This is a genomic window from Pedobacter deserti, assembly GCF_024436415.1.
In the GTDB taxonomy this organism is placed as follows: Bacteria; Bacteroidota; Bacteroidia; order Sphingobacteriales; family Sphingobacteriaceae; genus Pedobacter; species Pedobacter faecalis.
The window spans coordinates 1,608,663-1,633,159 of the sequence record NZ_JAFMZQ010000001.1 but is presented as its reverse complement, the minus strand read 5'-3'; the positions used below and the strand labels follow the sequence as shown (position 1 = coordinate 1,633,159).

Below are 24,497 nucleotides of genomic sequence, written 5' to 3'. Positions count from 1 at the left end.
GACATAATGAAGCAGGTTGAAGACGCTGAGATCTTAAAGAAATTCTCCTCACCGGAGACGAGAGACGAAGCATTCAATCTGCTTATCCAGAAATACAAACAAAAACTATATTGGCATATCAGACGGCTGGTCATTGATCATGACGACACCGACGACCTGGTACAGGATGTCTTTGTTAAAGTTTGGAAAAACCTTGCCAATTTTCGCAGCGATTCGCAACTGTACACCTGGCTGTACAGGATTGCAACGAATGAGTCAATCACCTTTTTAAACAAAAAGAAGCAGCAAAACAACACCTCATTGGACGAGGTGTCAGGCGAACTGGAGAGAACGCTTTTAGCTTCACCGTATTTTGACGGCGACAAACTCCAGCTAAAGTTGCAGAAGGCGTTACTTACACTTCCCGAAAAACAACGCCTGATTTTTAACATGAAGTATTTCGATGAACTTAAATATGAAGAGATTTCTGAAATTACAGGAACGAGTGTTGGTGCACTTAAGGCATCCTTTCATATCGCCGTTAAAAAAATTGAGGCCTTTATGCTAAATGAGGACATTCGGTTTTAAACCTTTTGCCAATTATTCCATCAATATAATTCAATGGAAGAGAATTTAGAACACTTGGAATGGATGAAGGGCTTGAAGGATACTGGGTTCACGATTCCTTCAGACTACTTTGAAGAACTGGACGATCAAGTACGAGCCAGAATTTTTTTAGAAAAGTTTCCCCCAAGTACAAATAGCGGCTTTATTGTGCCGTCGAATTACTTTGAGCAATTAGCCGCAGAGATTATTTCTAAAACGTCTGCGAAGGTTGGAGAACCAGCTAAAATCACCAGATTGTGGCCTTCCGGCTTCATTAAATATGCGTCGGTGGCGTGTTTTGTTATTTTGCTGGCTGCCGGGTATATGGCAGGAAATAAATGGTTGAGTCAGTCTCAAAGCGCTCAAGAGGAGCGTTTCAATGATATTGTTAGCGAACAGGTTTTGTTTGACATCGACGAGCAAGTTATAATTGAACACATTGAGTCATTAAATCAGGGCGATCCTATAGCGTCGGCGGAAGATCAGGCACTCGAAAAGTATATTCTTGATAATTACTCACAAAGCGACTTGGCAAGCAATCTATAAATGAACAGAATGAAGAATTTAATCGCAGTTATTTTTCTATCGATACCTCTTGGTTTGTACGCTCAAGGTACCCGGGAATCGCGCCTTGTTGAGATTGAACGGTATAAAATCGCTTATCTAACAGAAAAATTAGACTTGTCTCCAAGTGATGCGAAGATTTTCTGGCCTATTTATAATCAGTGGCAAAACGAGCAGGAACTTCTGCGCAAGGAGCGTACGCAAAGGATGATCAGTTTTAGAAAGATTGACGAAATTGAACAACTGAATGACAATGAAGTGCAAGCGTTGATTCTCAACGATTTTACCATGAGACAAAAAGAGCTCAATCTAGACAAGAAATATTACTTCAAATTAAAATCAAACCTGCCTATTAAAACCGTCGGCAAGTTCTATCGGGCTCAGGAGGCATTTAAACGGGAGATTTTATCGAGATACCGAACTTCAAGACCGGGCCGCAACTAAAGTTCGTTTAACCCATTCTTTTTCTCTTGATTAAATACTTCTCTAAAACCTGATCAACATTTTGCTGTATATCCACATCAATCAGATCTATTTTATAACGAGCGCACTTTAGTTGAAGAGCCTTATAATAGTCGCGTATTCTTGAAGCGTATTGACGCTTGATGTCAGTTGTGAAGGTAGTTATGCGGCCACCAGTTTCTAAGTCGATAAACTCATAACGGTGGTTCCCAAAATTAAAGTCAATCTCCTTCTGTTTGTCTGACACATTAAATATTATCACTTCATGCTTGTTAAACTTCAGATGTTGCAGCGCAGTAAACATCCGATCGATCTCAGCCTCAGCGTTGTATGATTGAAGCATATCACTAAATAGTACGATCAATGATCGCTTGTGAACCAACTCTGCTATCTGATGAAGTATTTGAGTCAAATCTGTCTTCCGATTCTGCACCCTCTCTTTGAAAACCCGCTCAAGCTCAGCGAAGAGATACCTCTGATGAGATAATGTTGATTTAGTGTCTGTACTTACTAAAAGGTGATCTGTAAAAATGCTTAAGCCAAATGCATCTCTTTGGCGTCTTAACAATTTAATTAATGCTGCAATTGCCAATATCGAAAAGCGGAGCTTGTTATTGAGACCGTTCGGAAAATACATGGACGAAGAAACGTCCAAAACAAACTGACACCGAAGGTTTGTTTCTTCTTCATACCGCTTACTGAAAAGCTTTTCCGTTTTTGCATAAAGTTTCCAGTCAATGCTTTTCACACTTTCCCCAGCGTTATATAAGCGGTGCTCGGAAAACTCAACGGAAAAGCCGTGGAATGGACTTTGATGTAAACCTGTGATAAAACCCTCAACGACCTGCTGAGCGAGTAAGTCTAGATTCGAAAAACCGTCCTCCTGTTCATTGATGATTTGCATATAGTAAATATAAAAAAAGCGTCCATTGAATCATGAACGCTTTCCTTACATATTTTTTTGTCGACTACAACTGCTTATCAAGCTTTTGAGACAGCACAGACTTAGGAACAGCTCCAACCTGCTTATCGACAACCTCACCGTTCTTAAAATACAGTAGAGCCGGGATATTTCTGATACCAAACTGAGTAGATATCTGTGGATTATTATCGACGTTTACCTTTCCTACTATTGCTTTCCCTTCATACTCCTTAGATATTTCATCGACTGACGGGCCCACCATGCGACATGGACCACACCATTCTGCCCAAAAATCAACTAAAACGGGTTTATCTGATTTTAATACAACTTCCTCGAAGTTTGCATCCGTAATTTCCAAAGCCATAATTTCAAATTTTTATTTACAAATATATTATCAATTGTAATGCCATCAACCTGGCAGTGCCAATATGACATTAGTTCAACTTAGGATTAACATCGAGTTGAATCAATTGTTCTAGGAGCCGGTTATTTGGATTTATTTTCATTGTTTTAGATGGCATTTTAATATTTACACTTTGCTCACTGTCGTATATATCAAATAACAGCTGACAACTCTGGTGTTCGGTTTCTGCCCTATTAATTTCTAAAATGTCGTTTATCTGACGCATGAAGTCGTCTGTAACCCGCTCAAGAGGCACCTGAATAGTCACACATTTCGCGAGCTTGTCTCTTATTTCTGACAGCAGATTTATAGCGGTAATCTTGAATTCCCAGTCGCCCTCCTTTCTAAACCGCTCAGCGACCCTACCCCGTATCTGAAGAAAATACCCCTCTGTAAGAAATTGCTTGAACTTGATAAAATCGTCTCCAAAAAGAGCAAGTTCGCACGTGTCGTCGTAATCCTCAAACACGATTGTACCAAAAGGTTTACCAGTCTTTGTCATCCGCTGTGAAGAGGCCACGACAAGTCCACCCACTACAAGTTCCCGATTCTTGATCGAATCAAATTCTGCAACAAGTTCTTCGTTGCTGTCGCCGGATCTTATTTTACTGACCAGCGCCAGATGCTTAACTTTGTGCTGGCAAAACTCATTAAGTTCGAGCCTGTAATTATCAAGGGGGTGTCCACTCAAAAAGATCCCAATCGAATCCTTTTCATATTTCAGACGGTCAATTAAACTCCATTCCGGCGCTACAGGTAGAGAAGGTTCCAGAATAAGATTCGCTACGGAACCTCCAAAAAGCGACGATTGAGACGAAGACTCGTTGTTTTGGAAGTCATTGGCATATTTGATCATCTTTTCAATGCCGTTCATCTTGTCGTTGACACCGACAAAGAAGTACTGCGCACGATGATATCCGAAGCCGTCTAACGCACCACTATAAACAAAGCTTTCATAGGCTTTTTTATTGACAGTACGCGTGTTGGATCGTTTAGCGAAATCATAAACGCTCTTATACGGGCCATGAGCAACACGCTCTTCTATGATACTTTCTACCGCCTTTTCACCTACACCTTTTATCCCCGATAACCCGAACCGGACCTGGCCATTTGCATTCACTGAAAATTTAATATCCGATTCATTCACGTCAGGGCCCAACACAGATACTCCCATTTGTTTGCATTCCTCCATGAAGAATGCTACCTGCTTTATGTCGGTCATGTTGTTTGATAGCACTGCCGCCATGTACTCGGCGGGGTAGTGTGCCTTCAAGTAGGCAGTCTGGTAGGCAATCCAGGCATAACATGTGGAGTGCGACTTATTAAACGCATAGGAGGCGAAGGCTTCCCAGTCTTTCCAAATTTTCTCAAGGATCACAGCGTCATGCCCCTTCTCTGCCGCTTGTGAAATGAACTTGGGTTTCATTTTATCAAGGACATCCTTTTGCTTTTTACCCATCGCTTTCCGTAACACGTCTGCTTCACCTTTTGTAAAACCCGCGAGCTTTTGCGACAAAAGCATAACCTGTTCCTGGTAGACCGTAATTCCGTAAGTTTCCTTTAGGTATTCTTCACAAGCTTCAAGATCATACTTAATCTCTTCCTCACCATTCTTACGTCTTACAAAACTCGGTATGTATTCAAGCGGCCCTGGTCTGTAGAGCGCATTCATAGCGATCAGGTCGCCAAACACCGTGGGCTTTAGCTCCTTCATGTATTTCTGCATTCCACTGCTTTCATATTGAAATATGCCTATGGTTTCTCCGCGTTGAAACAACTCATATGTTTTTACATCATCAATAGGGAACCTATCCGGGTCAAGCTCTATCCCCTGGCCCTGTTTCACAAGCTTAACGGTGTCCTTAATGAGGGTAAGCGTTTTAAGCCCTAAAAAGTCCATTTTCAGGAGGCCGGCACTTTCTACTACCGAGTTATCAAACTGCGTCACATACAGGTCCGAGTCCTTGGCAGTTGCCACCGGTACAAAATTGGTAATATCATCTGGCGTTATGATAACACCGCAGGCATGTATCCCCGTATTCCGGAGCGAGCCTTCCAATACCTGAGCCTGAAGAATAGTCTCGGCGCTCAGATTTTTAGCGGAGGCCATACTCTTAAGCTCCGAAACCTTCTCATATTCGTCTGCACGCAATGCCTCCTTCAAAGCTTTTTCCTCCAAACTGAAGATCTTCGCCAACTTCATGTTCGGTATCAGCTTCGCAATTTTGTCAGCCTCATATAAGGGTAGATCAAGTACCCTGGCTGTATCCCGGATAGACGACTTCGCAGCCATAGTTCCGTAAGTAATGATCTGGGCAACCTGATTAGCTCCATATTTCCTAATCACATAATCCATTACCCTTCCGCGGCCCTCGTCGTCGAAGTCAATATCAATATCCGGCATTGACACCCGGTCGGGGTTGAGGAAACGCTCAAAAAGAAGATCGTACTTGATCGGATCTATGTTTGTAATCCCGAGACAATAGGCAACTACAGATCCTGCGGCAGAACCCCGCCCCGGCCCTACCGAAACATCAAGCTTCCTTGCCTCAGCGATAAAATCCTGAACAATCAGAAAATAGCCCGGATACCCCGTCTTCTCAATGGTATGCAACTCGAAATCCAGTCTTTCTATGATGTCTGGAGAAAGTTCTCCATATCTGCGCCTGGCACCTTCATAGGTCAGATGTTTGAGATACTTATTTTCACCCCTCTTACCACCATCTGTATCATCTTCTGCAACTACAAATTCCTGTGGGATATCGAACTTAGGTAACAACACCTCGCGGGCCAGCTTGTATGTCTCTATCTTATCAATTACCTCCTGAATATTTGTTATAGCTTCAGGAAGGTCAGAAAAGAGCACCTTCATTTCATCTGAAGACTTGAAATAATATTCCTGATTAGGTAGCCCGTAACGGAACCCCCGTCCCCTGCCTATCTGAGTTGCCTGCTTCTCTCCATCTTTAACACACAAAAGAATATCGTGTGCATTGGCGTCCTTTTTACTGATATAGTAGGTGTTGTTGGTAGCAATCAATTTAATTTCATGCTTTCTAGCCAGCGATATCAGTGATGCGTTCACAATATTTTCGTCATCCTGATTATGACGCATGATCTCTATATAGAAGTCTTCTCCAAACACAGACTTCCACCACAACAATGACTCCTCCGCCTGCCTCTCTCCTATATTCAGCAACTTACTCGATACTTCACCATAAAGACTACCGGAAAGGACAATAATGTCTTCTTTATACTGCTCAATAATATGTCGATCGATTCGAGGAACATAATAGAATCCCTTTGTGTAGGCGATTGAGGACATCTTGGCCAGATTATGGTAGCCATTTTTGTTTTTTGCTAAAAAGACAACCTGGTACCCGTCATCCTTCCTCTTCTTATCGGTATGATCGTCGCATACGAAAAATTCGCAGCCAACTATCGGCTTTATAATCGTTTCAGTCGCAGGCTCGCCGTTATCTACAGCGGCAGCATTTTTGGCCTCAGCAGCTTTGTTGTGGTTCAGTACCTGACTTACGAAATGAAAAGCACCCATCATATTCGCATGGTCTGTCATAGCTACTGCCGGCATCTTCATGGCAGCTGCAGCTTTTATTAAGGCGGGGATATTGGTTGTAGACTGCAACACAGAAAACTGTGTATGATTATGGAGGTGAGCAAAAACAGCCGTTTTAAGTCTCTCTTGAGCTTCTTTGTCTACTTGCCTGGAAACACCATCAGCCGATCTCCCTAAACGCTTCCTGATATCTTCAGAAGCCGCTTTAAGATTCACGTGCTTGAGGCCCACACAGTTAATTAGTCCAGGATTTTGCTCTTTAAACCTCCTCAGATATTCAACGTCCTTTCTTAGTTCTTCGGGCTTGAACGCCCCTATTGCGATTAATTGAAGAAAACATCTCGAAGTTGCCTCAACATCTGCAGTGGCATTGTGCGCTTCAGCAAACGGCTCACCAAAAAGGTACTGATGAAGTTCAGTAAGATTGGGTAGTTTGAACTTTCCCCCGCGCCCTCCTGGCAGCTTAATTAATTCAGCTGTAGATTCCGTACAGGTATCGAGAACCGGCAACTGTGAAAGCGGACTCTCCATGCCCAGCCTGAAAAACTCACAGCCCATGATATTTATATCAAAACCAATATTTTGACCAACCACGAAACTTGCTTTGGAAAGTGACTCATTAAATTTGATGAGTACCTCTTTTAAATCAGCACCCTGCTCTTGAGCGAGTTCTGTACATATACCATGGATACGCTCAGCATCGTACGGAATATTAAATCCGTCCGGCTTAACAAGAAAATCCTGATTCTCAATGAGCGCTCCAAAATCATCATGCAGCTGCCAGGCAATCTGTATACACCTCGGCCAGTTATCAGTATCAGTAATCGGCGCGTTCCAGTTCCTGGGCAAACCTGTCGTTTCCGTATCAAAAATCAAATACATACCCAAAAATACTGATTTTTTAACGCGTAAACCGGGCGGTTGAAAACTAATTAATGCTGCTGATCCACCAGCTTACCTGTATCGTATCCTTTCCGGCTGCACCTGTCGACAATCTCCTGTAATAGCACCTCATCAATTCCGGGCCTGCGTGACATGATAGAAAGATGTTTATACTCAGGATGCCCCACCACCGCATAAGAGTAATCTTCCGCCAGTTCAATAACCCAGTAATCCAGCTTGAATGGCCAAACAGCCTGAAGCTTAAAATGAGCATTGCCACTGCCGCGAACCACGTACAACTTAGAGCGAAAATATTTCTGATCGTCGCTACCGGGCACTTTATAGGTATTAAATACAGCATAGTATCCATCCGGGTGGATCACATAGGTTTCCGTAGTCTGCCTCCAGTTCCTGCTCATTAAAGTTGGTATCGAATATAGCGTATACCATTTTCCGGCATACATCAAAATATCGACTTTCTGTACAGGTGTGTTATCCATAAAGGCTTTGTAATTTTGCTGATGCAATTAAGCAAATGTAAATTCTTTATGATAAAACCAGCAATAAAGAATAAAGTTTTCAATAGCTTTTGTTATGGTAAATCCATAGTTTAGCGAAATATTAAGCAACCCAAAAAATTCAAACACCATGAAAATAACGGTCGTAGGTGCAGGAGCTGTAGGCGCAACATGTGCCGACAACATCACTAGAAAAGAACTGGCAGAAGAACTTGTTTTGATAGATATAAAAGACGGTTTGGCCGAGGGTAAAGCGATAGACATGATGCAGACGGCTGCTTTGTTGGGCTTTGACACCAAAATAACCGGCGTCACCGGAGATTATAGCATGACTGCGGGCTCATCGGTGGCAGTTATTACTTCCGGACTTCCCCGTAAGCCCGGGATGAGCCGTGAGGAACTCATCGGAATAAATGCCGGTATTGTGAAAAGTGTAGCGGAGAACATACTAAAATATTCTCCCGACGCCATCATCATTGTGATCAGCAATCCTATGGACACGATGACCTATCTCGCGCTTAAATCGTTAGGATTGCCTAAGCAGAGGATCATTGGTATGGGAGGCGCCCTGGACAGTGCCCGCTTTAAATATTACCTAAGTAAGGCGTTAGGATGCAGTCCGAACGACCTCCAGGGATTTGTAATCGGCGGCCATGGAGACACAACAATGATCCCGCTTATCCGGTATGCGACCTACCAAAGCATGCATGTTACGGAGTTACTGGACCAGGAAACCCTGGAGAAGGTTGCAGCTGATACCATGGTCGGCGGAGCTACGCTTACAGCGCTTATAGGAACTTCAGCATGGTATGCTCCCGGAGCAGCCGGCGCTGCATTGGTTGAAAGTATCGTAAGAGACGAGAAAAAGCTGTTTACCTGCTGTGTTTCACTCGAGGGTGAATATGGACAATCGGACATCTGCCTTGGCGTTCCTGTCATCATTGGAAGGAATGGCTGGGAGAAGATCATAGACTACAATTTAAACGAGCAGGAAACCGCTTTGTTTAATAGAAGCGCTCAGGCGGTCCGAAATATGAATAATGTTCTATCTGATATGAAACTGATCTAAATGGGTACCATTACGGTTCCATTAAATATTATCGAATTGGAAGATAGCGGCTTTCATCTTCTTGTTAAAATTACCGTTTTCAAAAAGCAATTCACAGCTGTAGTTGACACAGGTGCATCCAGATCGGTCTTTGATAAAGCTTTTATTGAGTCGCATTTATCAGACATGAACTATGTCAGCACCACGCAGGCAACCACCCTTTTTACAACCTCTGATACCGTCACCGCAGTCATACCTCAGTTCAGAATAGGCCGCCTGGTTATCAGCGACTACACTGCTGTGGCGCTAGACCTAAGCTCAGTAAACATCGCGTATGAGAGCTTAGGACATAACCCGATTGCAGCAATAATAGGCAGCGATATCTTGTACCGGCACCAAGCCGTGGTCAACTTCCGGAAGCTTAAACTCTACTTAAGCCATATCGCATTCGATAATGAGCTATTTTAAACTCTGATAAATCTCTGTGGCCAGCTTGTGATGCTCTCGCAATACAGGCAAAACTTTTTCTGCGTAATTCCGTACCGAGTTTTCCCGGGCTCTTGCGGCCGACCTAAACAAGTCCAACGTTTTACTATGGTCTTTCACCATCATCTCCATATAGTGTTTATCAAAGGAAGCACCCTTCATCGCCAATAGTTTGTCCATATGCGCCTTTTCCTCAGCAGGGAAGTCAGAGGGCAATAAAATAGATGCCTTTTCAGCCAGCTTCATCAGGTCACTATTCGCTAAAGTGTGGTCTGCCACCATTTTCGCCCCAAACTCTTTAACCCTTTCATCATTTCCCCTCTCCATCGCCACCTTTCCTAAAATAACCTCCATTTTCCCTCCCAGAGCCGCTCGCTTCATAAAAACAGCAGAATCATCGTTCACACCTGCTTCACTCGTTTCATTAACCTCATCAGGCAGACTGTCAGCGTTAGCTGCGGCATCTGCACGGTCACCAAGGCTTGTAGAATCAGCTAAGCGGTCTTCTCTGCCTCCCGCATTATCGCAGGAACTTAACGCGAAAATAAATATTGATACGATAAATGATAAAGCAATAGTCTTCATAGCAAGATTCTTAAATAGCATACTATAAAAACAATCAGCGAGCGCTTTAGTTTGCTGCCATATTATAAAAAAAGCCGCACGAAGCGGCTTTCTTAAAAAATAACATGGAAAACTATGCATCTATTTTGGCGTACTTTGCATTACGTTCTATGAAATCCCTTCTCGGCGCCACGTCATCACCCATCAACATCGAAAAAGTATGATCACATTCGGCAGCATTCTCAATTGTTGCCTGCATCAATGTTCGTGTAGCCGGATTCAGTGTCGTATCCCACAACTGCTCGGCATTCATCTCGCCCAGACCTTTGTAACGCTGCACATGAACGCTCTCCTCTTTACCCGCACCTTTCAAACGCTGTATCGCAGCATCGCGCTGCTGGTCGTTCCAGCAATATTCAAATTCCTTCCCCTTCTTAACCTGATAAAGCGGCGGCGCAGCGATATACACATAACCAGCTTCAATCAAAGCTTTCATATATCTGAAAAAGAAGGTTAAAATAAGCGTAGTGATGTGTGAACCGTCAATATCAGCATCGGTCATAATAATGATCTTGTGGTACCTCAGCTTGGTCAAATTAAGCGCTTTATCATCCTCCGGTGTACCGATACTTACACCAAGGGCAGTAAACATGTTTTTGATCTCGTCATTTTCATAGATCTTGTGCTCCATCGCCTTCTCCACATTCAGAATCTTACCTTTCAAAGGCAATATGGCTTGAAAATTACGGTCACGACCTTGCTTGGCGGTTCCTCCCGCCGAATCACCCTCTACCAGATAAATCTCGCACTTCGCCGGATCGTTATCTGAACAGTCAGCCAGCTTTCCAGGTAAACCGGAGCCCCCCATCACGCTCTTACGTTGAACCATCTCCCGTGCCTTACGTGCCGCAGCTCTGGCAGTAGCCGCCAGGATCACTTTATTTACAATCGCCCGGGCTTCCTTTGGATATTCCTCAAGGTAATTCCCTAAAGCTTCCCCTACAGCCACGTCAACTGCCCCCATTACCTCGGAGTTACCTAGTTTCGTCTTTGTCTGACCCTCGAACTGAGGCTCCTGAACCTTTACCGAAACCACAGCAGTCAAACCCTCTCTGAAGTCATCACCGGTTATCTCAAACTTGACATTCTTGAGCAATCCTGACTTATCTGCATAAGCCTTCAGGGTACGTGTCAGGCCGCGTCTGAAACCGGCAATATGTGTACCCCCCTCATGCGTATTGATGTTATTTACGTAGGAGTGAACATTTTCAGCATAACTGTCATTGTATTGCATAGCCAGCTCTACAGGGATTCCATTTTTTATCCCTTCCACATAGATAGGCGACTCAATTAATGACGGCCTGTTCCCGTCCAGGAACTGAACAAACTCCTTAAGTCCACCTTCTGAATAAAAAAGCTCGGTAAGAAAATTGCCATTTTCGTCAACTTCGCGTTCATCAGTCAGCGTCAGTTTAATGCCTTTGTTCAGAAACGAAAGTTCGCGTAATCTGGAAGCCAGCGTATCGTAGCGATATTCTAACGTCTGAGTAAAGATTTCCGGATCAGGCTGAAACGTCTGAATGGTACCTGTCCTGTCAGATGTACCGATTTCTTTTACATCAAAAAGAGGCTTACCACGCTCATACTCCTGGGTAAAGATTTTTCCCTCACGATGAACAACGGTTTTTACGTGTGTAGACAGTGCGTTAACACAACTTACCCCAACACCATGCAAACCACCTGAAACCTTGTAAGTATCCTTATCAAATTTACCGCCGGCATGAAGTACAGTCATAACGATCTCCAGAGCAGACTTTCCTTCCTTTTTATTGATTCCTGTCGGAATACCCCGTCCGTTATCTTCAACAGTGATGGAATTTCCCTGATGTATAGTAACAACAATATCAGTACAGTAGCCCGCCAAAGCTTCGTCAATTGAATTGTCCACCACCTCATAAACCAGGTGGTGCAACCCCTTTACTCCGGTGTCGCCTATATACATAGAAGGGCGCTTACGCACCGCTTCTAAACCTTCCAACACCTGTATATTGTCTGCCGAATAATTTGATTTTGAATCTAGTTCTTCGCTCATATTTTTTATAAAAAAATTAAACTCAAAAATAACGAAAATATGCCTCAATAAGGCAAATGTGGATAACTATTTAAGCTAAAAAGCGCGACGTATAAATCAAAAAACCGCACTTTATTAGGATACTAGATTTGAAATTTTATATTTGCTCCACTTATGCCTCATGGGAGAAATGAGTTGATTAATTTAACGAATAATGAAAATTACAAATCGAATTAGTAGTCTTGCCGCCGTCGCAATAGTTTCAGTGGTAGCGGCATGCGGAAGTAAGGAGCAAAAGGAAGCTTCCTCGAAACCAGTTGACGCAAAAACGGAAGTGTCTCAGCAAATTGTTTACGTAAATTCTGACACGCTACTAGCAAAATATCAGTACTTCAAAGACATGAAACTGAAGCTTGAAACCAAGGCTAAGGCAGCCCAGGGCGACATGGCAGCAAAGGGACAGGCATTTCAGCGTGAAGTAGCACAGTATCAGCAGCAGGCAAACACCATGGCTGCAGATCAACGCGCGGCAACTGAAGAACGTCTCAAACGCAAAGAGCAGGAACTTGGGGCTTATCAGCAAAACGCTGGTCAGGCTTTACAAAGGGAGCAGGCAGCAGAAAACGAAAAGCTTTACGACAAAATTGCGGATTACCTGAAAGAGTACGCCAGAAAAAAAGGATATAAAATGGTACTTACCTATTCCAAGGGAAACAGCGCTATTTTGTTCGCAGATGAAAGCCTCGACGTGACCAACGAAGTGATCAAAGGATTAAATGACGGATATAAAAAGTAATCTGACATTCTCTTTATAACGAAGCCGGCATCTACCCATGCCGGCTTCGTTGTTTACAGGATTATTGAGGAACAAATTTTGCTTGAACGCTGACGATGGAATATCTCGACAAGATCAGGATGGAACTGGATTTATGGCAACGGCAGCTATCCAGTCCCCCTTCAGCATTCGATCATTTGGCTGCACGCGTCCAGAAAAAGATAAACAACTACATACCCGAGAAGGTGCACAACGCCGTTACCGCCGCAATAAAGGGATTGGTCAAAACCGTTTTGTTCGGCGCCACACACCTGTCGGCAGCCCCACCGTACGGTACAACCAGTCTGATACACCGCGAAGCACTTATTAAAGACAGGATCGATAGTTATGCAAAAGGCAGCGCTGCTGAAGGTGGGCTCACCGGTGCTGGTGGTTTCGTAACGAGTATGGCCGACTTTCCGATACTCATCGGCATCAAAATTAAACTCTTATTCGAAATAGCCACACTTTACGGATTTGACATATCTGATTTCCGCGAACGCTTGTACATATTACACATATTTCAACTTGCATTTTCCAGCACAAAAGGTACACAGAATATTTACCAGAAGATGCAAAAATGGGACGAAAGAATTCTTGATATTCCTGATGCGGATAATTTCGACTGGAAAACCTTTCAGCAAGAATATCGTGACTACATAGATATAGCCAAATTGGCGCAGCTCCTTCCCGTTGTGGGTGCGGCGGTAGGTGCAATAGCGAACTTCAAACTGGTGAAAAAGCTAGGCAAAACTGCTATGCAGGCTTACCGGATGAGATTACTTGGCAATGCACATCATTCAGAATCGCCTTCTTCGAACATTCCCTGAATAAGATCGTCGGTCTCGCGGCGGTCTTTTTTTGTAGGTCGACCGGAACCACGGTCGCGGCGCAGCGCGGGCGGATGAAACACTGACTTAAACGCATGTGTTTCCTCTACCGGCGTTATATCTTTATATTTAGTTAAAGCGATCTTAGATTCCGCACGATTGTAAAGTAAATCAACCACCTCTATAACCTTTCGTTCGATACCCTTTGAAACCTGATAAACATCGCCGATCTTTACAATTGCGGATGGCTTCACGTTCTGTCCCTTTAGCTTTATTCTACCCGCTTTGCAGGCTTCTGTGGCCAGACTTCTTGTTTTAAAAAGTCTGATCGCCCATAAATATTTATCAATCCGTAGTTTTTCCTGCTCAGCCATAAAAAATCAAAAATACGATGTGCTCTACATAAAATTCGTTTATTTTGTCAAAAAAACAATCTTAGAAATGATAGCAGATTTAAAAAAGTTGGTTGAAGCGGCATGGGAAGACAGAACTTTACTAGAGTATAACGAATATTGTGAAGCGATCGAAACCGTCATTATGCAGTTAGATCAAGGCGAACTGCGTGTTGCCGAACCCGTTTTGAATTCATGGGGAATAAACGAATGGATTAAGAAAGCGGTAATCCTTTACTTCCCTATCAGAGAAATGAAGGTTACCGAAGTCGGACCCTTCGTTTTCCACGATAAGATGAAACTTAAAACCAATTACAAGGAACTTGGTGTACGCGTGGTTCCTGGAGCGAGCGCAAGATACGGCGCTTACTTGTCTAAAGGCGTAATTATGATGCCGTCATACGTTAACATCGGTGCCTATGTAGACGAAGGTACCATGGTGGATACCTGGGCTACCGTGGGCTCCTGCGCACAAATCGGCAAACACGTTCACTTGAGTGGCGGGGTTGGCATTGGCGGCGTTCTGGAGCCGGTACAGGCAGCACCCGTAATTATAGAAGACAATTGTTTCCTTGGGTCGAGAGCCATTGTTGTTGAAGGTGTTAAAGTTGAAAAGGAAGCTGTGTTGGGGGCAAATGTAGTGCTAACAGCGTCTACAAAGATCATCGACGTGACCGGCGCTGAACCCGTGGAATACAAAGGAGTTGTACCGGCCCGATCGGTAGTTATACCTGGATCGTACTCAAAAAAGTTCCCTGCCGGCGAATATCAGGTACCTTGCGCACTTATTATAGGGCAGCGTAAGGAATCGACCGACAAAAAGACGTCGCTTAACGATGCGTTAAGAGAAAACAACGTAGCGGTATAACATGATAAGTATTGGTTTTGATGGGAAAAGGGCGGCAAATAATTTAACCGGACTAGGAAACTACAGTCGCTCGTTAATCTCAGGTTTGATTGAGCATTTCCCTCAAAACCAGTACTTCCTGTATACCCCCAAAATTAAAGATCATCCGCAAATCGCTCGCTTCCTAAACGCTGACGGGCTCACGGTGGTCAACCCGCCATCCGCAGGGCCAATGTGGCGCTTACTTCACATTAAAAAAAATCTTGTTTCGGAGGGGGTATCCGTGTTCCACGGACTGAGCCACGAGCTGCCAATCGGACTGAACAAAGTGGGGATTGCATCGGTTGTTACCATCCACGACCTTATATTCCTGAAATTCCCGCAGTACTTCAATACCGTCGACCGATGGATATATACATGGAAATGTCGGTATGCCTGTCGTAACGCCGACCGTATTGTAGCAATTAGTGAATGTACGAAGCGGGATATAGTCAGCCACTTTAATGTACGACCCGAAAAAATTGACGTGGTTTACCAAAGTTGCGACGACTCTTTCAAGAGGGTTGCCACGGATGAATCAAAGCAAAATGCCCTTAGGAAGTATCGTTTACCCAAGCAGTTTATCCTTTGTGTAGGCACCATAGAAGAGCGAAAAAATTTAAAAATCTTGATAAAGGCATTGCCCTTGGTAGAACCGCCGATCAAACTCGTTGTGATAGGCAGGCAAACAGTTTACTATAAGGATGTGCTTAAAGAAATAGAACTTTTGGGTTTGCAAGACAGCGTGCTATTTCTTCAGGATGTGTCGTTTGCAGATCTTCCCTCCATTTACCAGCTTGCTGAATTATTTGTGTATCCCTCCCTGTACGAAGGGTTTGGAATTCCAATTATCGAAGCACTGTTCTCTGGCATACCTGTTATCGCAGCAAAAGGATCCTGCCTGGAAGAAGCAGGCGGACCAAACAGTATCTATGTCGACCCCCGGGACGAGAAAGCACTCTCGTCGGCAATAAACAACGTATTGCGTTCAGCTGAACTCCGTAAAGAGATGTCATCGAAAGGTTTGGATTTCGCCCAGCGATTTAACAATCAAATAATAGCTAACGATCTGATGAATATCTATGCCATTGCGGCGGCCAAATACAAACACCAGAGCCATGTTAAAATCTGAAATTGAAATAGCTTTAAATGTATTGAAAAGTGGAGGCGTACTCCTGTATCCCACTGATACGGTTTGGGGAATTGGTTGCGATGCAACGAATGCTGAAGCTGTTGCAAAAATCAATAAGATAAAGGGACGCCCTGAGGACAAAAGTTTTATCATTTTACTAGATACAGTCAACAAATTACAAAGCTATGTTTCTGAGGTACCTGAGGTTGCATACGATTTGATAGAATACGCTGAAAGACCGCTCACGGTAATATTTTCAGGAGCAAGAAACTTAGCCGAAAACGTGATAAACAAAGATGGAAGCGTCGGAATCCGGATTGTGAAACACGACTTTTGCACCCAGCTCATACAAAGATTTCGAAAACCTATCGTCTCTACATCAGCGAATTTAGCCGGGTTGCCTACTCCTGCTTTTTTTAACGAGATAGATGAGCAGATCAAATCGGCCGTTGATCATGTCGTAGACCGGGAGCAGGAATTGAGTGTTCATAAAAAGCCTTCTACCATAGTAAAATTGGGCGCCGGAGGGCAATTTTCCTTTATCAGAAGGTAAGTTTTGCTACTTTTGCTCCTCGTCATGAAATATCATCTAGAGAATCCGGTCTTTAAAATACTCGCATCAATAGCAGATCGTAAGTCTATTGAGGCATACGTAGTTGGAGGCTACGTCCGCGATATATTCCTGAAAAGACCGTCGAAGGATATTGATGTGGTTGTCTTGGGAAATGGAATTGAATTTGCGGAGCTTGTTGGCATTGAATTAAATACACGTGTATCCGTGTTTAAAAACTTTGGTACGGCAATGCTAAGATTTAACGACCTTGACATAGAATTCGTTGGGGCAAGAAAAGAGTCGTATCGCACTGATTCACGCAAGCCCATTGTTGAGAATGGTTCCATTGAAGACGATCAGTTACGACGTGATTTTACAATAAACGCGCTTGCATTCGCGCTTAACGGAGACAATTTCGGTAAGCTCGTCGACCCATTCAATGGAATTTCGGATTTAAAAAGCAAGCTGATCCGAACGCCTCAGGATCCTGAAATCACGTTTTCCGACGATCCGCTGCGTATGCTCCGTGCTATCCGATTCGCCAGCCAGTTAGGCTTCACAATTGATCAGACTGCCCTGGACGCAATCAAGCTCCATAAAGAACGGATAACGATCGTGTCAAAAGAACGAATCACCGACGAGCTGAATAAAATTATTCTCTCCGCAAAACCGTCTGTTGGCTTTAAGCATCTCTTCAACTCCGGCCTGCTGCACATTATATTCCCGCAAATGGCGAACTTGCATGGAGTAGATATCATTGATAATAAAGGTCACAAAGATAACTTTTATCACACACTGCAGGTTCTGGACAATATAGCCGCCACTACAGACGATTTATGGCTGCGCTGGGCTGCAATTCTTCATGACATCGCAAAGCCCGCCACTAAGCGGTTCGAGAAGGGCCAGGGCTGGACTTTCCACGGGCATGAAGACAAAGGTGCGCGAATGGTCCCGCACATATTTGCACAGTTGAAGCTTCCTCTTAATGAAAAGATGAAGTTCGTTCAAAAACTTGTTCAATTACATCTCCGGCCCATTGTCCTGGCGCAAGAGGTGGTTACCGACTCAGCTGTAAGGCGACTTCTGTTTGATGCAGGTGAAGATATTGAGAGTCTGATGAAGCTTTGCAACGCTGATATCACCACAAAGAATGAATATAAGATCAAGAAGTATCGCAAGAATTTCGAACTCGTTAAGCAAAAGCTGGTAGACGTCGAAGAAAGAGACAAAATTCGTAATTGGCAACCGCCCATAACGGGCAATGACATCATGCAGGTGTTCGGACTTAAGGAAGGCAGGGAAGTGGGAATCATAAAGAAAGCAATCAGGGAAGCAATTCTTGAGGGCGACATCACAAATACTTACGAGGATGCATTGCAATTCATGCTGCAGGAGGGCAAAAAAATAGGCTTGGTACCAGTATCTCGCACCAACAAATTGTAGAAAGTATAATTTTATTTTAATTTTACAGCTTGAAAACAACCACAAATGGCAATTTACAGATTCAGAGTTAGTTTCGAAGATTTCGATGAAGTAGTACGGGAAATAGATATTAAATCAAATCAAACATTTGAGGATCTTCACCGGGCAATCCACAGATCTACTGGATATGCTGCCGAAAAATCATCTTCCTTTTTTGTGAGTACAGACAATTGGATCAAGGGTGACGAGATTGCCTTTATGCCCAGCCAGCGGAAAATCGATCGTGGAGTGGCATCAATGGAGAAATCAAAACTGAGTAATTTCATTGAGGACCCGCATCAAAAGTTCTATTATATCTACGATTTTGACAGGCCTTTCGACTTTCATGTAGAACTCATTAAAATCATACTGGAGACTGACCCGAATATTGAATATCCGGTGCTTATCAAGAGCACAGGTGAAGCACCGAAGATCATTGATAAGAACAATCTTGGTACAGTTGCGATGTCTGCCAGCACAACCTCTTCGGATTTTGATTTCCTGAATGAGATGGATTTCATCCCGGAAGATACTGAGGAACTCGAAGCGATGGACGGAAGAGGGATCAATACTGAAGATAAATCTGACGAAAGCGACGAAGCTGAAGACGACGAGTTTTCAGATAATGAAAATTACGAAGAAGAGGACTACAACAACAGCGGGGAGGACGATTATTAGTCCTCCTATGGACACTAAAAAAACACTTGTTGTCGTTGTAGGGCCTACCGCAATTGGTAAAACTGCACTGGCCATTCAACTCGCAAATTTTTACGCCACCGAAATTGTTTCTGCAGATTCCCGGCAGTTTTACCGGGAAATGAGTATCGGTACGGCGAAGCCATCAAACGAAGAGCTAGCTGCAGCACCTCATCATTTTATCAATTCTCATAGCATTACAGAGCTGTTCAGTACTGGCGATTTTGAAGTATCGGCACTGGCGCTTATGGAGCGCTTATTTCTTACCAAAGATATTTTGATTATGGTGGGCGGGTCTGGCCTCTATATTGATTCGGTTACACGGGGCTTAGATGATCTTCCGGCGACAGATTTGGAAATCAGAGCTCAACTAAATCAGGAGCTAGCCGACCTTGGACTTGAAGGAATCAGGGAGAAACTGAGGGTTTGCGATCCGGAGTATCATCAGAAAGTTGATCAGTCAAACCCACAGCGCATCATCAGGGGGCTGGAATTCTTTTTATCAACAGGCAAAAAACTCTCCTCATTTCAAACGAATACGAAAAAGTCCAGACCCTTCAATATTGTAAAAATTGGTCTCGATATGGACCGTAATAAACTCTATGAGCGAATCAATAAAAGAGTGGATCTGATGATCTCTGCCGGCCTGCTCGAAGAAGTTAGAAACCTGGCGCATTATAGAGGATACAACGCTTTGAACACTGTAGGTTATACCGAGCTATTTGACTATCTAGACCACCAGATGTCATTCGAGGATGCGGTTGACAAGATCAAACAAAATACCAGGCGCTTCGCAAAACGGCAACTGACCTGGTTCAGAAAGGATCAGGAGATCATTTGGTTTAATCCCCATCAAACCGATCTCATCATCGACATGCTCAACACAAGGCTGCGTTAGGCTTGCGCTGTCGGACCGCTGAAGTTTAACGGGAAACCTGTTTGCTCTTCAGAGGCCTTTATGCGGCCGTTTATGGCCTCAAACTTCTTAATATTATCTTCCATTGCCGAGAGGAGACGCTTGGCATGCTCCGGTGTTAAAATTATTCTCGACTTAACCCGGGCTTTTGGCACTCCTGGCATCACCCTGATAAAATCAAGGACAAATTCAGTATTGGAATGTGTAATAATAGCTAGGTTGGAAAAGATACCTTCAGCTACCTCTTCGGACAGTTCAATATTCAACTGATTTTCGGGATTTTGTTCTTCCATATCGCAAACTTAGACAATTGGGCTGAATTAAAACACCCATATATTACAATACATAAAAAAAGCCCCCCAAACTCTTAAAGCAAGGGAGGCCTTCAATATTAATTTGGCTTAAGCCTCTTCTTCCTGTTTTGAAGCGAGCAACTTGTCGTATTCTTCCTGAGAACCTACGATTATTCTCTCGTAGCCGCGTACACCAGTACCTGATGGTATAAGGTGACCAACGATCACGTTCTCCTTTAAGCCAAGCATCTCATCGCGCTTACCAGCAATGGCTGCCTCATTCAGTACTTTAGTAGTTTCCTGGAAAGATGCTGCTGAAATAAACGATTTGGTACCTAAGGATGCCCTCGTGATACCCTGAAGCATAGAGCTTGCGGTTGCAGACCTTGCATCGCGCACTTCAATCTGCTTCAAGTCTTTACGCTTCAGTTGAGAGTTTTCATCTCTTAACTTCCGTAGAGACAAGATCTGACCTGGTTTTACCGTAGTTGAATCACCTGCGTCAACAACAACCTTCTTGTCATATATAGCGTCATTCTCATTCATAAAATCCCAACGGTCTACCGAGTTGTTTTCCAGGAAGCTTGTATCTCCCGGATCCTCGATATGTACCTTCTGCATCATCTGGTGAACAATCACCTCAAAATGCTTGTCGTTGATTTTTACACCCTGTAAGCGGTAAACTTCCTGAATACCGTTTACAAGATATTCCTGAACTGCCGCAGGGCCCTTAATTGCAAGAATATCTGCAGGAGAAATCGAACCGTCCGACAATGGCATACCTGCTTTCACAAAGTCATTGTCCTGAACCAGGATATGTTTTGAAAGCGGAACAAGATACTTCTTGATCTCGCCATCCTTAGACTCGATCGTGATTTCACGGTTACCCCGCTTCACACCACCAAGGCTTACTACACCGTCGATCTCTGTTACTACAGCAGGGTTTGAAGGATTACGGGCTTCGAAAAGTTCGGTTACACGTGGCAAACCACCTGTAATATCCCGTGTTTTTCCAGTTGCCCGAGGTATCTTCACCAAAATCTGTCCGGGCTGTACCATATCACCTTCATCAATGGCAATGTGCGCACCAACAGGGATGTTATAGTTACGGATCAGCTCACCCTTCTTATCTACCACACGAACTGACGGGTTCTTGGTTTTGTCTCTGGTATCGATAATCACCTTTTCACGGTGACCAGTCTGCTCGTCTGATTCTTCGCGGAAAGTAACACCTTCGACAATAGCGTCGAATTCAATCTTTCCGGCAAATTCAGAAATGATCACGGCGTTATAAGGATCCCATGAGCAGATCTTATCACCTTTAGACACTTTCGCTCCGTCCTCTACAAACAGGAATGAACCATAAGGAATATTATTGGTCATGATGACTTTTCCCGTACCTGGTTCAACGATCTTAAACTCACCTGAACGACCCAGAACAATCTGAACATCGCCTTCTTCAGTCTTCGTTTCAACTGTCCTTACGTTCTCGTACTCAACAATACCGTCAAACTTCGCTGTAAGCTGAGACTCTGCCGCAATGTTTGACGCGGTACCACCCACGTGGAAAGTACGAAGTGTAAGCTGAGTACCCGGTTCACCGATAGACTGCGCAGCAATTACGCCGACAGCCTCACCACGTTGCACCCGTTTACCAGTAGCAAGGTTACGTCCGTAGCAAAGTGCACAGACACCTCTCTCGTTTTCGCATGTTAATACCGACCGTATCTCGATACCTTCAAGCGGAGATTCCTCAATGGCCTTGGCAATATCCTCATCAATATCCTGACCGGCTGCTACCAGCAATGAACCATCTAAAGGATTGAATACATCATGAAGTGAAATACGACCCAATATCCTGTCATACAATGGTTCTACGATATCCTCATTATCCTTAAGCGCAGTGGTGTACATACCTCTTAAGGTGCCACAGTCCTCAGAATTCACGATCATATCCTGAGCAACATCGTGCAAACGACGTGTCAGATAACCCGCATCAGCAGTCTTCAACGCAGTATCCGCCAAACCTTTACGGGCACCGTGAGTAGAGATAAAGTACTCGAGTACCGACAAGCCTTCCTTAAAGTTAGACAAAATCGGGTTCTCAATAATCTCACCACCAGAACCGGATTTTTGTGGCTTCGCCATCAATCCCCTCATTCCGCAAAGCTGACGAATCTGCTCCTTAGAACCCCTCGCACCAGAATCAAGCATCATATACACAGAGTTGAAACCCTGGTTGTCGCTAGACAACTGATTCATTACATACGAAGTAAGACGGTTATTGATACGGGTCCAGATATCGATGATCTGATTATATCGCTCGTTATTGGTAATGAATCCCATGTTATAGTTATTCCTTACCTCTTCAACTTCAGCCGAAGCCTGCTCCAAAAGCGCATGCTTTTCAACCGGGATGTTTACATCCTGCAGGTTAAATGACAATCCACCTCTGAATGCCATCTGGAACCCAAGTTCTTTAATATCATCAAGGAACTTAGATGCACGGGCCATACCGGTAATTTTAACTACCTCACCAATAATGTCACGAAGTGACTTCTTAGTTAATAGTTCATTGATATAGCCGACCTCATCAGGCACCATCTGGTTAAATAAAACCCGGCCCACAGTAGTATCGATAAGTTTGTTTACGATACTTCCGTCCTGCTCCTTAACATTTACTTTTACTTTTATAAACGCATGAAGATCAACTTTCTTCTCATTGTAAGCGATAATAACCTCTTCCGGAGAATAGAAAATGGCGTCCTGACCTTTAACTACACGCTTTTCATCAGTTCTGCGGCCTTTAGTTATATAGTAAAGACCCAAAACCATATCCTGAGATGGTACGGTGATAGGTGTACCATTCGCAGGGTTAAGAATATTATGCGCAGCAAGCATCAGTACCTGTGCCTCTAATATAGCGGCGTGACCAAGCGGAAGGTGAACCGCCATCTGGTCACCGTCAAAATCCGCGTTAAACGCAGTACATACCAGCGGGTGCAACTGAATGGCCTTACCCTCCACAAGTTTTGGCTGGAACGACTGAATACCTAGTCTGTGCAACGTAGGTGCCCTGTTCAGTAATACAGGGTGTCCTTTAAGGACATTCTCCAATATATCCCAAACCAGTGGGTCTTTTCTGTCAACAATCTTCTTGGCTGATTTTACAGTTTTAACCACACCGCGTTCAATCATCTTACGAATGATAAACGGTTTGTAAAGTTCAGCAGCCATGTCTTTAGGCAAACCACACTCATGGAGTTTAAGATTAGGCCCAACAACAATAACCGAACGTGCAGAATAGTCGACACGCTTACCCAATAAGTTCTGACGGAAACGACCTTGCTTACCTTTCAGAATATCTGATAAAGATTTCAAAGCACGGTTACCTTCAGTTTTAACCGCATTAACTTTCCGTGAGTTATCAAATAATGAGTCAACCGCCTCTTGAAGCATACGCTTCTCGTTACGGAGAATCACCTCCGGCGCTTTGATTTCAATCAGACGCTTCAAGCGGTTATTACGAATAATAACACGACGGTAAAGATCATTTAAGTCTGATGTAGCAAAACGGCCGCCTTCCAAAGGAACAAGAGGACGCAATTCAGGCGGAATCACCGGAACAATCTTGATGATCATCCACTCAGGGTTATTCTCAATGCGTGTTTTTGAACCGCGGAACGCTTCTACAACCTGCAAACGCTTCAAAGCCTCGTTTTTACGTTGCTGAGAAGTTTCATTTGCAGCCTGGTGACGCAAATTATAAGACAAGGTATCCAGATCAATACGTTTAAGAAGGTCTTCAAGTGCTTCTGCACCCATCTTAGCGATGAATTTGTTTGGATCCTTATCATCAAGATACTGATTCTCCTTTGGCAACTTATCCAGTAAATCAAGATACTCTTCCTCAGTAAGGAAATCCATGTATTGGATTCCTTCATCAGCCATCAGACCCGGTTGTATTACCACATAACGCTCGTAATAAATGATCAGGTCCAGTCTCTTAGTCGGCAAACCAAGTAAGCAACCGATTTTGTTTGGCAATGAACGGAAATACCAGATATGTGCTACCGGAACAACCAGGTTGATATGCCCCATACGCTCACGACGTACCTTCTTCTCAGTTACCTCCACACCACAACGGTCGCAAACAATCCCCTTGTAACGGATGCGCTTATATTTACCGCAATGGCACTCGTAATCCTTCACCGGACCAAAAATACGCTCGCAAAACAAGCCATCACGCTCAGGCTTGTAGGTCCGGTAGTTAATCGTCTCTGGTTTCAGCACCTCACCACTTGAACGCTCCAGAATAGCTTCAGGCGAAGCCAGACTGATCGTAATCGAAGTAAAGTTGCTTTTTAATTTATTATCCTTTTTATAAGACATAGTTCTTTTATTTGAATACCGGATAAGGTTTGCTGCCGAAGAACAACCTC

General features: G+C 43.8%; 22 protein-coding genes. 13 read left to right on the top strand and 9 right to left on the bottom strand.

Annotated features, from left to right (window positions below; translation table 11 throughout):
* Positions 1-6 precede the first annotated feature (6 nt).
* Genes J3P40_RS07420 through J3P40_RS07410 form a run of 3 tightly spaced genes read left to right on the top strand, consistent with a single transcriptional unit; the run spans position 7 to position 1,593 of the window.
* A complete protein-coding gene (locus J3P40_RS07420; RefSeq protein WP_256004244.1) occupies positions 7-567 on the top strand; it encodes an RNA polymerase sigma factor in 561 nt (186 codons plus the stop codon).
* A gap of 33 nt (positions 568-600) precedes the next feature.
* Positions 601-1,131 (top strand): hypothetical protein, encoded by a 531-nt coding sequence (locus J3P40_RS07415; RefSeq protein WP_256004243.1) that lies wholly within the window; start codon positions 601-603, stop codon positions 1,129-1,131.
* A 9-nt stretch (positions 1,132-1,140) separates the two neighbouring features.
* Positions 1,141-1,593, top strand: a complete 453-nt coding sequence (locus J3P40_RS07410) for a hypothetical protein (protein WP_256004242.1) — start codon at positions 1,141-1,143, stop codon at positions 1,591-1,593.
* Between the two features lie 7 nt (positions 1,594-1,600).
* Here J3P40_RS07410 and J3P40_RS07405 read toward each other — a convergent pair whose 3' ends face one another.
* From J3P40_RS07405 to J3P40_RS07390, 4 genes are all read right to left on the bottom strand, one after another.
* Entirely contained in the window at positions 1,601-2,515 is a 915-nt protein-coding gene (locus tag J3P40_RS07405; RefSeq protein WP_256004240.1) for a DUF58 domain-containing protein, read from the bottom strand.
* Between the two features lie 64 nt (positions 2,516-2,579).
* Positions 2,580-2,897, bottom strand: coding sequence for a thioredoxin (gene trxA / locus J3P40_RS07400; RefSeq protein WP_256004239.1), 318 nt, complete (start codon positions 2,895-2,897; stop codon positions 2,580-2,582).
* A gap of 70 nt (positions 2,898-2,967) precedes the next feature.
* The gene (gene dnaE / locus J3P40_RS07395; protein ID WP_256004238.1) at positions 2,968-7,395 is read right to left on the bottom strand and encodes a DNA polymerase III subunit alpha; all 4,428 of its coding nucleotides are present in this window, start codon (positions 7,393-7,395) and stop codon (positions 2,968-2,970) included.
* Positions 7,396-7,445: 50 nt separating this feature from the next.
* Positions 7,446-7,895: a lipocalin family protein gene (locus J3P40_RS07390; protein WP_256004237.1), complete on the bottom strand. Its 450-nt coding sequence runs from the start codon at positions 7,893-7,895 to the stop codon at positions 7,446-7,448.
* 148 nt (positions 7,896-8,043) lie between these two features.
* On the opposite strand from J3P40_RS07390, the gene mdh reads away from it, so the two are divergent.
* Together mdh and J3P40_RS07380 are read left to right on the top strand one after the other, a co-directional pair.
* Positions 8,044-8,982 (top strand): malate dehydrogenase, encoded by a 939-nt coding sequence (gene mdh / locus J3P40_RS07385; RefSeq protein WP_256004236.1) that lies wholly within the window; start codon positions 8,044-8,046, stop codon positions 8,980-8,982.
* Positions 8,983-9,429, top strand: coding sequence for an aspartyl protease family protein (locus J3P40_RS07380; RefSeq protein ID WP_256004235.1), 447 nt, complete (start codon positions 8,983-8,985; stop codon positions 9,427-9,429).
* On the opposite strand, the gene J3P40_RS07375 is transcribed toward J3P40_RS07380, so the two are convergent.
* Complete coding sequence (locus tag J3P40_RS07375; protein ID WP_256004232.1) at positions 9,421-10,032, bottom strand: DUF4142 domain-containing protein; 612 nt, start codon at positions 10,030-10,032, stop codon at positions 9,421-9,423. The genes J3P40_RS07380 and J3P40_RS07375 overlap by 9 nt on opposite strands.
* A 112-nt stretch (positions 10,033-10,144) precedes the next feature.
* Positions 10,145-12,103, bottom strand: coding sequence for a DNA topoisomerase (ATP-hydrolyzing) subunit B (gene gyrB / locus J3P40_RS07370; RefSeq protein ID WP_256004230.1), 1,959 nt, complete (start codon positions 12,101-12,103; stop codon positions 10,145-10,147).
* A 193-nt stretch (positions 12,104-12,296) separates the two neighbouring features.
* Here gyrB and J3P40_RS07365 point away from each other — a divergent pair, with 193 nt between their 5' ends.
* A complete protein-coding gene (locus J3P40_RS07365) occupies positions 12,297-12,878 on the top strand; it encodes an OmpH/Skp family outer membrane protein (protein WP_256004229.1) in 582 nt (193 codons plus the stop codon).
* 95 nt (positions 12,879-12,973) lie between these two features.
* Complete coding sequence (locus tag J3P40_RS07360) at positions 12,974-13,726, top strand: EcsC family protein (RefSeq protein ID WP_256004228.1); 753 nt, start codon at positions 12,974-12,976, stop codon at positions 13,724-13,726.
* Here the strand turns inward: J3P40_RS07360 and J3P40_RS07355 are convergent.
* Positions 13,693-14,100: an RNA-binding S4 domain-containing protein gene (locus tag J3P40_RS07355; RefSeq protein ID WP_256004227.1), complete on the bottom strand. Its 408-nt coding sequence runs from the start codon at positions 14,098-14,100 to the stop codon at positions 13,693-13,695. The genes J3P40_RS07360 and J3P40_RS07355 overlap by 34 nt on opposite strands.
* A gap of 67 nt (positions 14,101-14,167) precedes the next feature.
* On the opposite strand from J3P40_RS07355, the gene J3P40_RS07350 reads away from it, so the two are divergent.
* Genes J3P40_RS07350 through miaA form a run of 6 tightly spaced genes read left to right on the top strand, consistent with a single transcriptional unit; the run spans position 14,168 to position 19,744 of the window.
* Positions 14,168-14,986, top strand: a complete 819-nt coding sequence (locus tag J3P40_RS07350) for a 2,3,4,5-tetrahydropyridine-2,6-dicarboxylate N-succinyltransferase (RefSeq protein WP_256004226.1) — start codon at positions 14,168-14,170, stop codon at positions 14,984-14,986.
* Position 14,987: 1 nt separating this feature from the next.
* Positions 14,988-16,136 (top strand): glycosyltransferase family 4 protein, encoded by a 1,149-nt coding sequence (locus J3P40_RS07345; RefSeq protein ID WP_256004225.1) that lies wholly within the window; start codon positions 14,988-14,990, stop codon positions 16,134-16,136.
* Positions 16,123-16,689: an L-threonylcarbamoyladenylate synthase gene (locus J3P40_RS07340; protein ID WP_256004224.1), complete on the top strand. Its 567-nt coding sequence runs from the start codon at positions 16,123-16,125 to the stop codon at positions 16,687-16,689. The genes J3P40_RS07345 and J3P40_RS07340 overlap by 14 nt, the downstream gene beginning before the upstream one ends.
* A 24-nt stretch (positions 16,690-16,713) precedes the next feature.
* A complete protein-coding gene (locus J3P40_RS07335) occupies positions 16,714-18,132 on the top strand; it encodes a CCA tRNA nucleotidyltransferase (protein WP_256004223.1) in 1,419 nt (472 codons plus the stop codon).
* Between the two features lie 45 nt (positions 18,133-18,177).
* Complete coding sequence (locus J3P40_RS07330) at positions 18,178-18,828, top strand: IS1096 element passenger TnpR family protein (protein WP_256004222.1); 651 nt, start codon at positions 18,178-18,180, stop codon at positions 18,826-18,828.
* A 7-nt stretch (positions 18,829-18,835) separates the two neighbouring features.
* A complete protein-coding gene (gene miaA / locus J3P40_RS07325; protein WP_256004220.1) occupies positions 18,836-19,744 on the top strand; it encodes a tRNA (adenosine(37)-N6)-dimethylallyltransferase MiaA in 909 nt (302 codons plus the stop codon).
* Here miaA and J3P40_RS07320 read toward each other — a convergent pair.
* Positions 19,741-20,055 carry a DUF3467 domain-containing protein gene (locus tag J3P40_RS07320; protein ID WP_256004218.1) on the bottom strand — a complete coding sequence of 105 codons (315 nt, stop codon included), beginning with the start codon at positions 20,053-20,055 and terminating at the stop codon, positions 19,741-19,743. The two genes, miaA and J3P40_RS07320, sit on opposite strands and share 4 nt — an antisense overlap.
* A 108-nt stretch (positions 20,056-20,163) precedes the next feature.
* Positions 20,164-24,447, bottom strand: a complete 4,284-nt coding sequence (gene rpoC / locus J3P40_RS07315) for a DNA-directed RNA polymerase subunit beta' (RefSeq protein WP_256004216.1) — start codon at positions 24,445-24,447, stop codon at positions 20,164-20,166.
* Between the last annotated feature and the right edge of the window lie 50 nt (positions 24,448-24,497).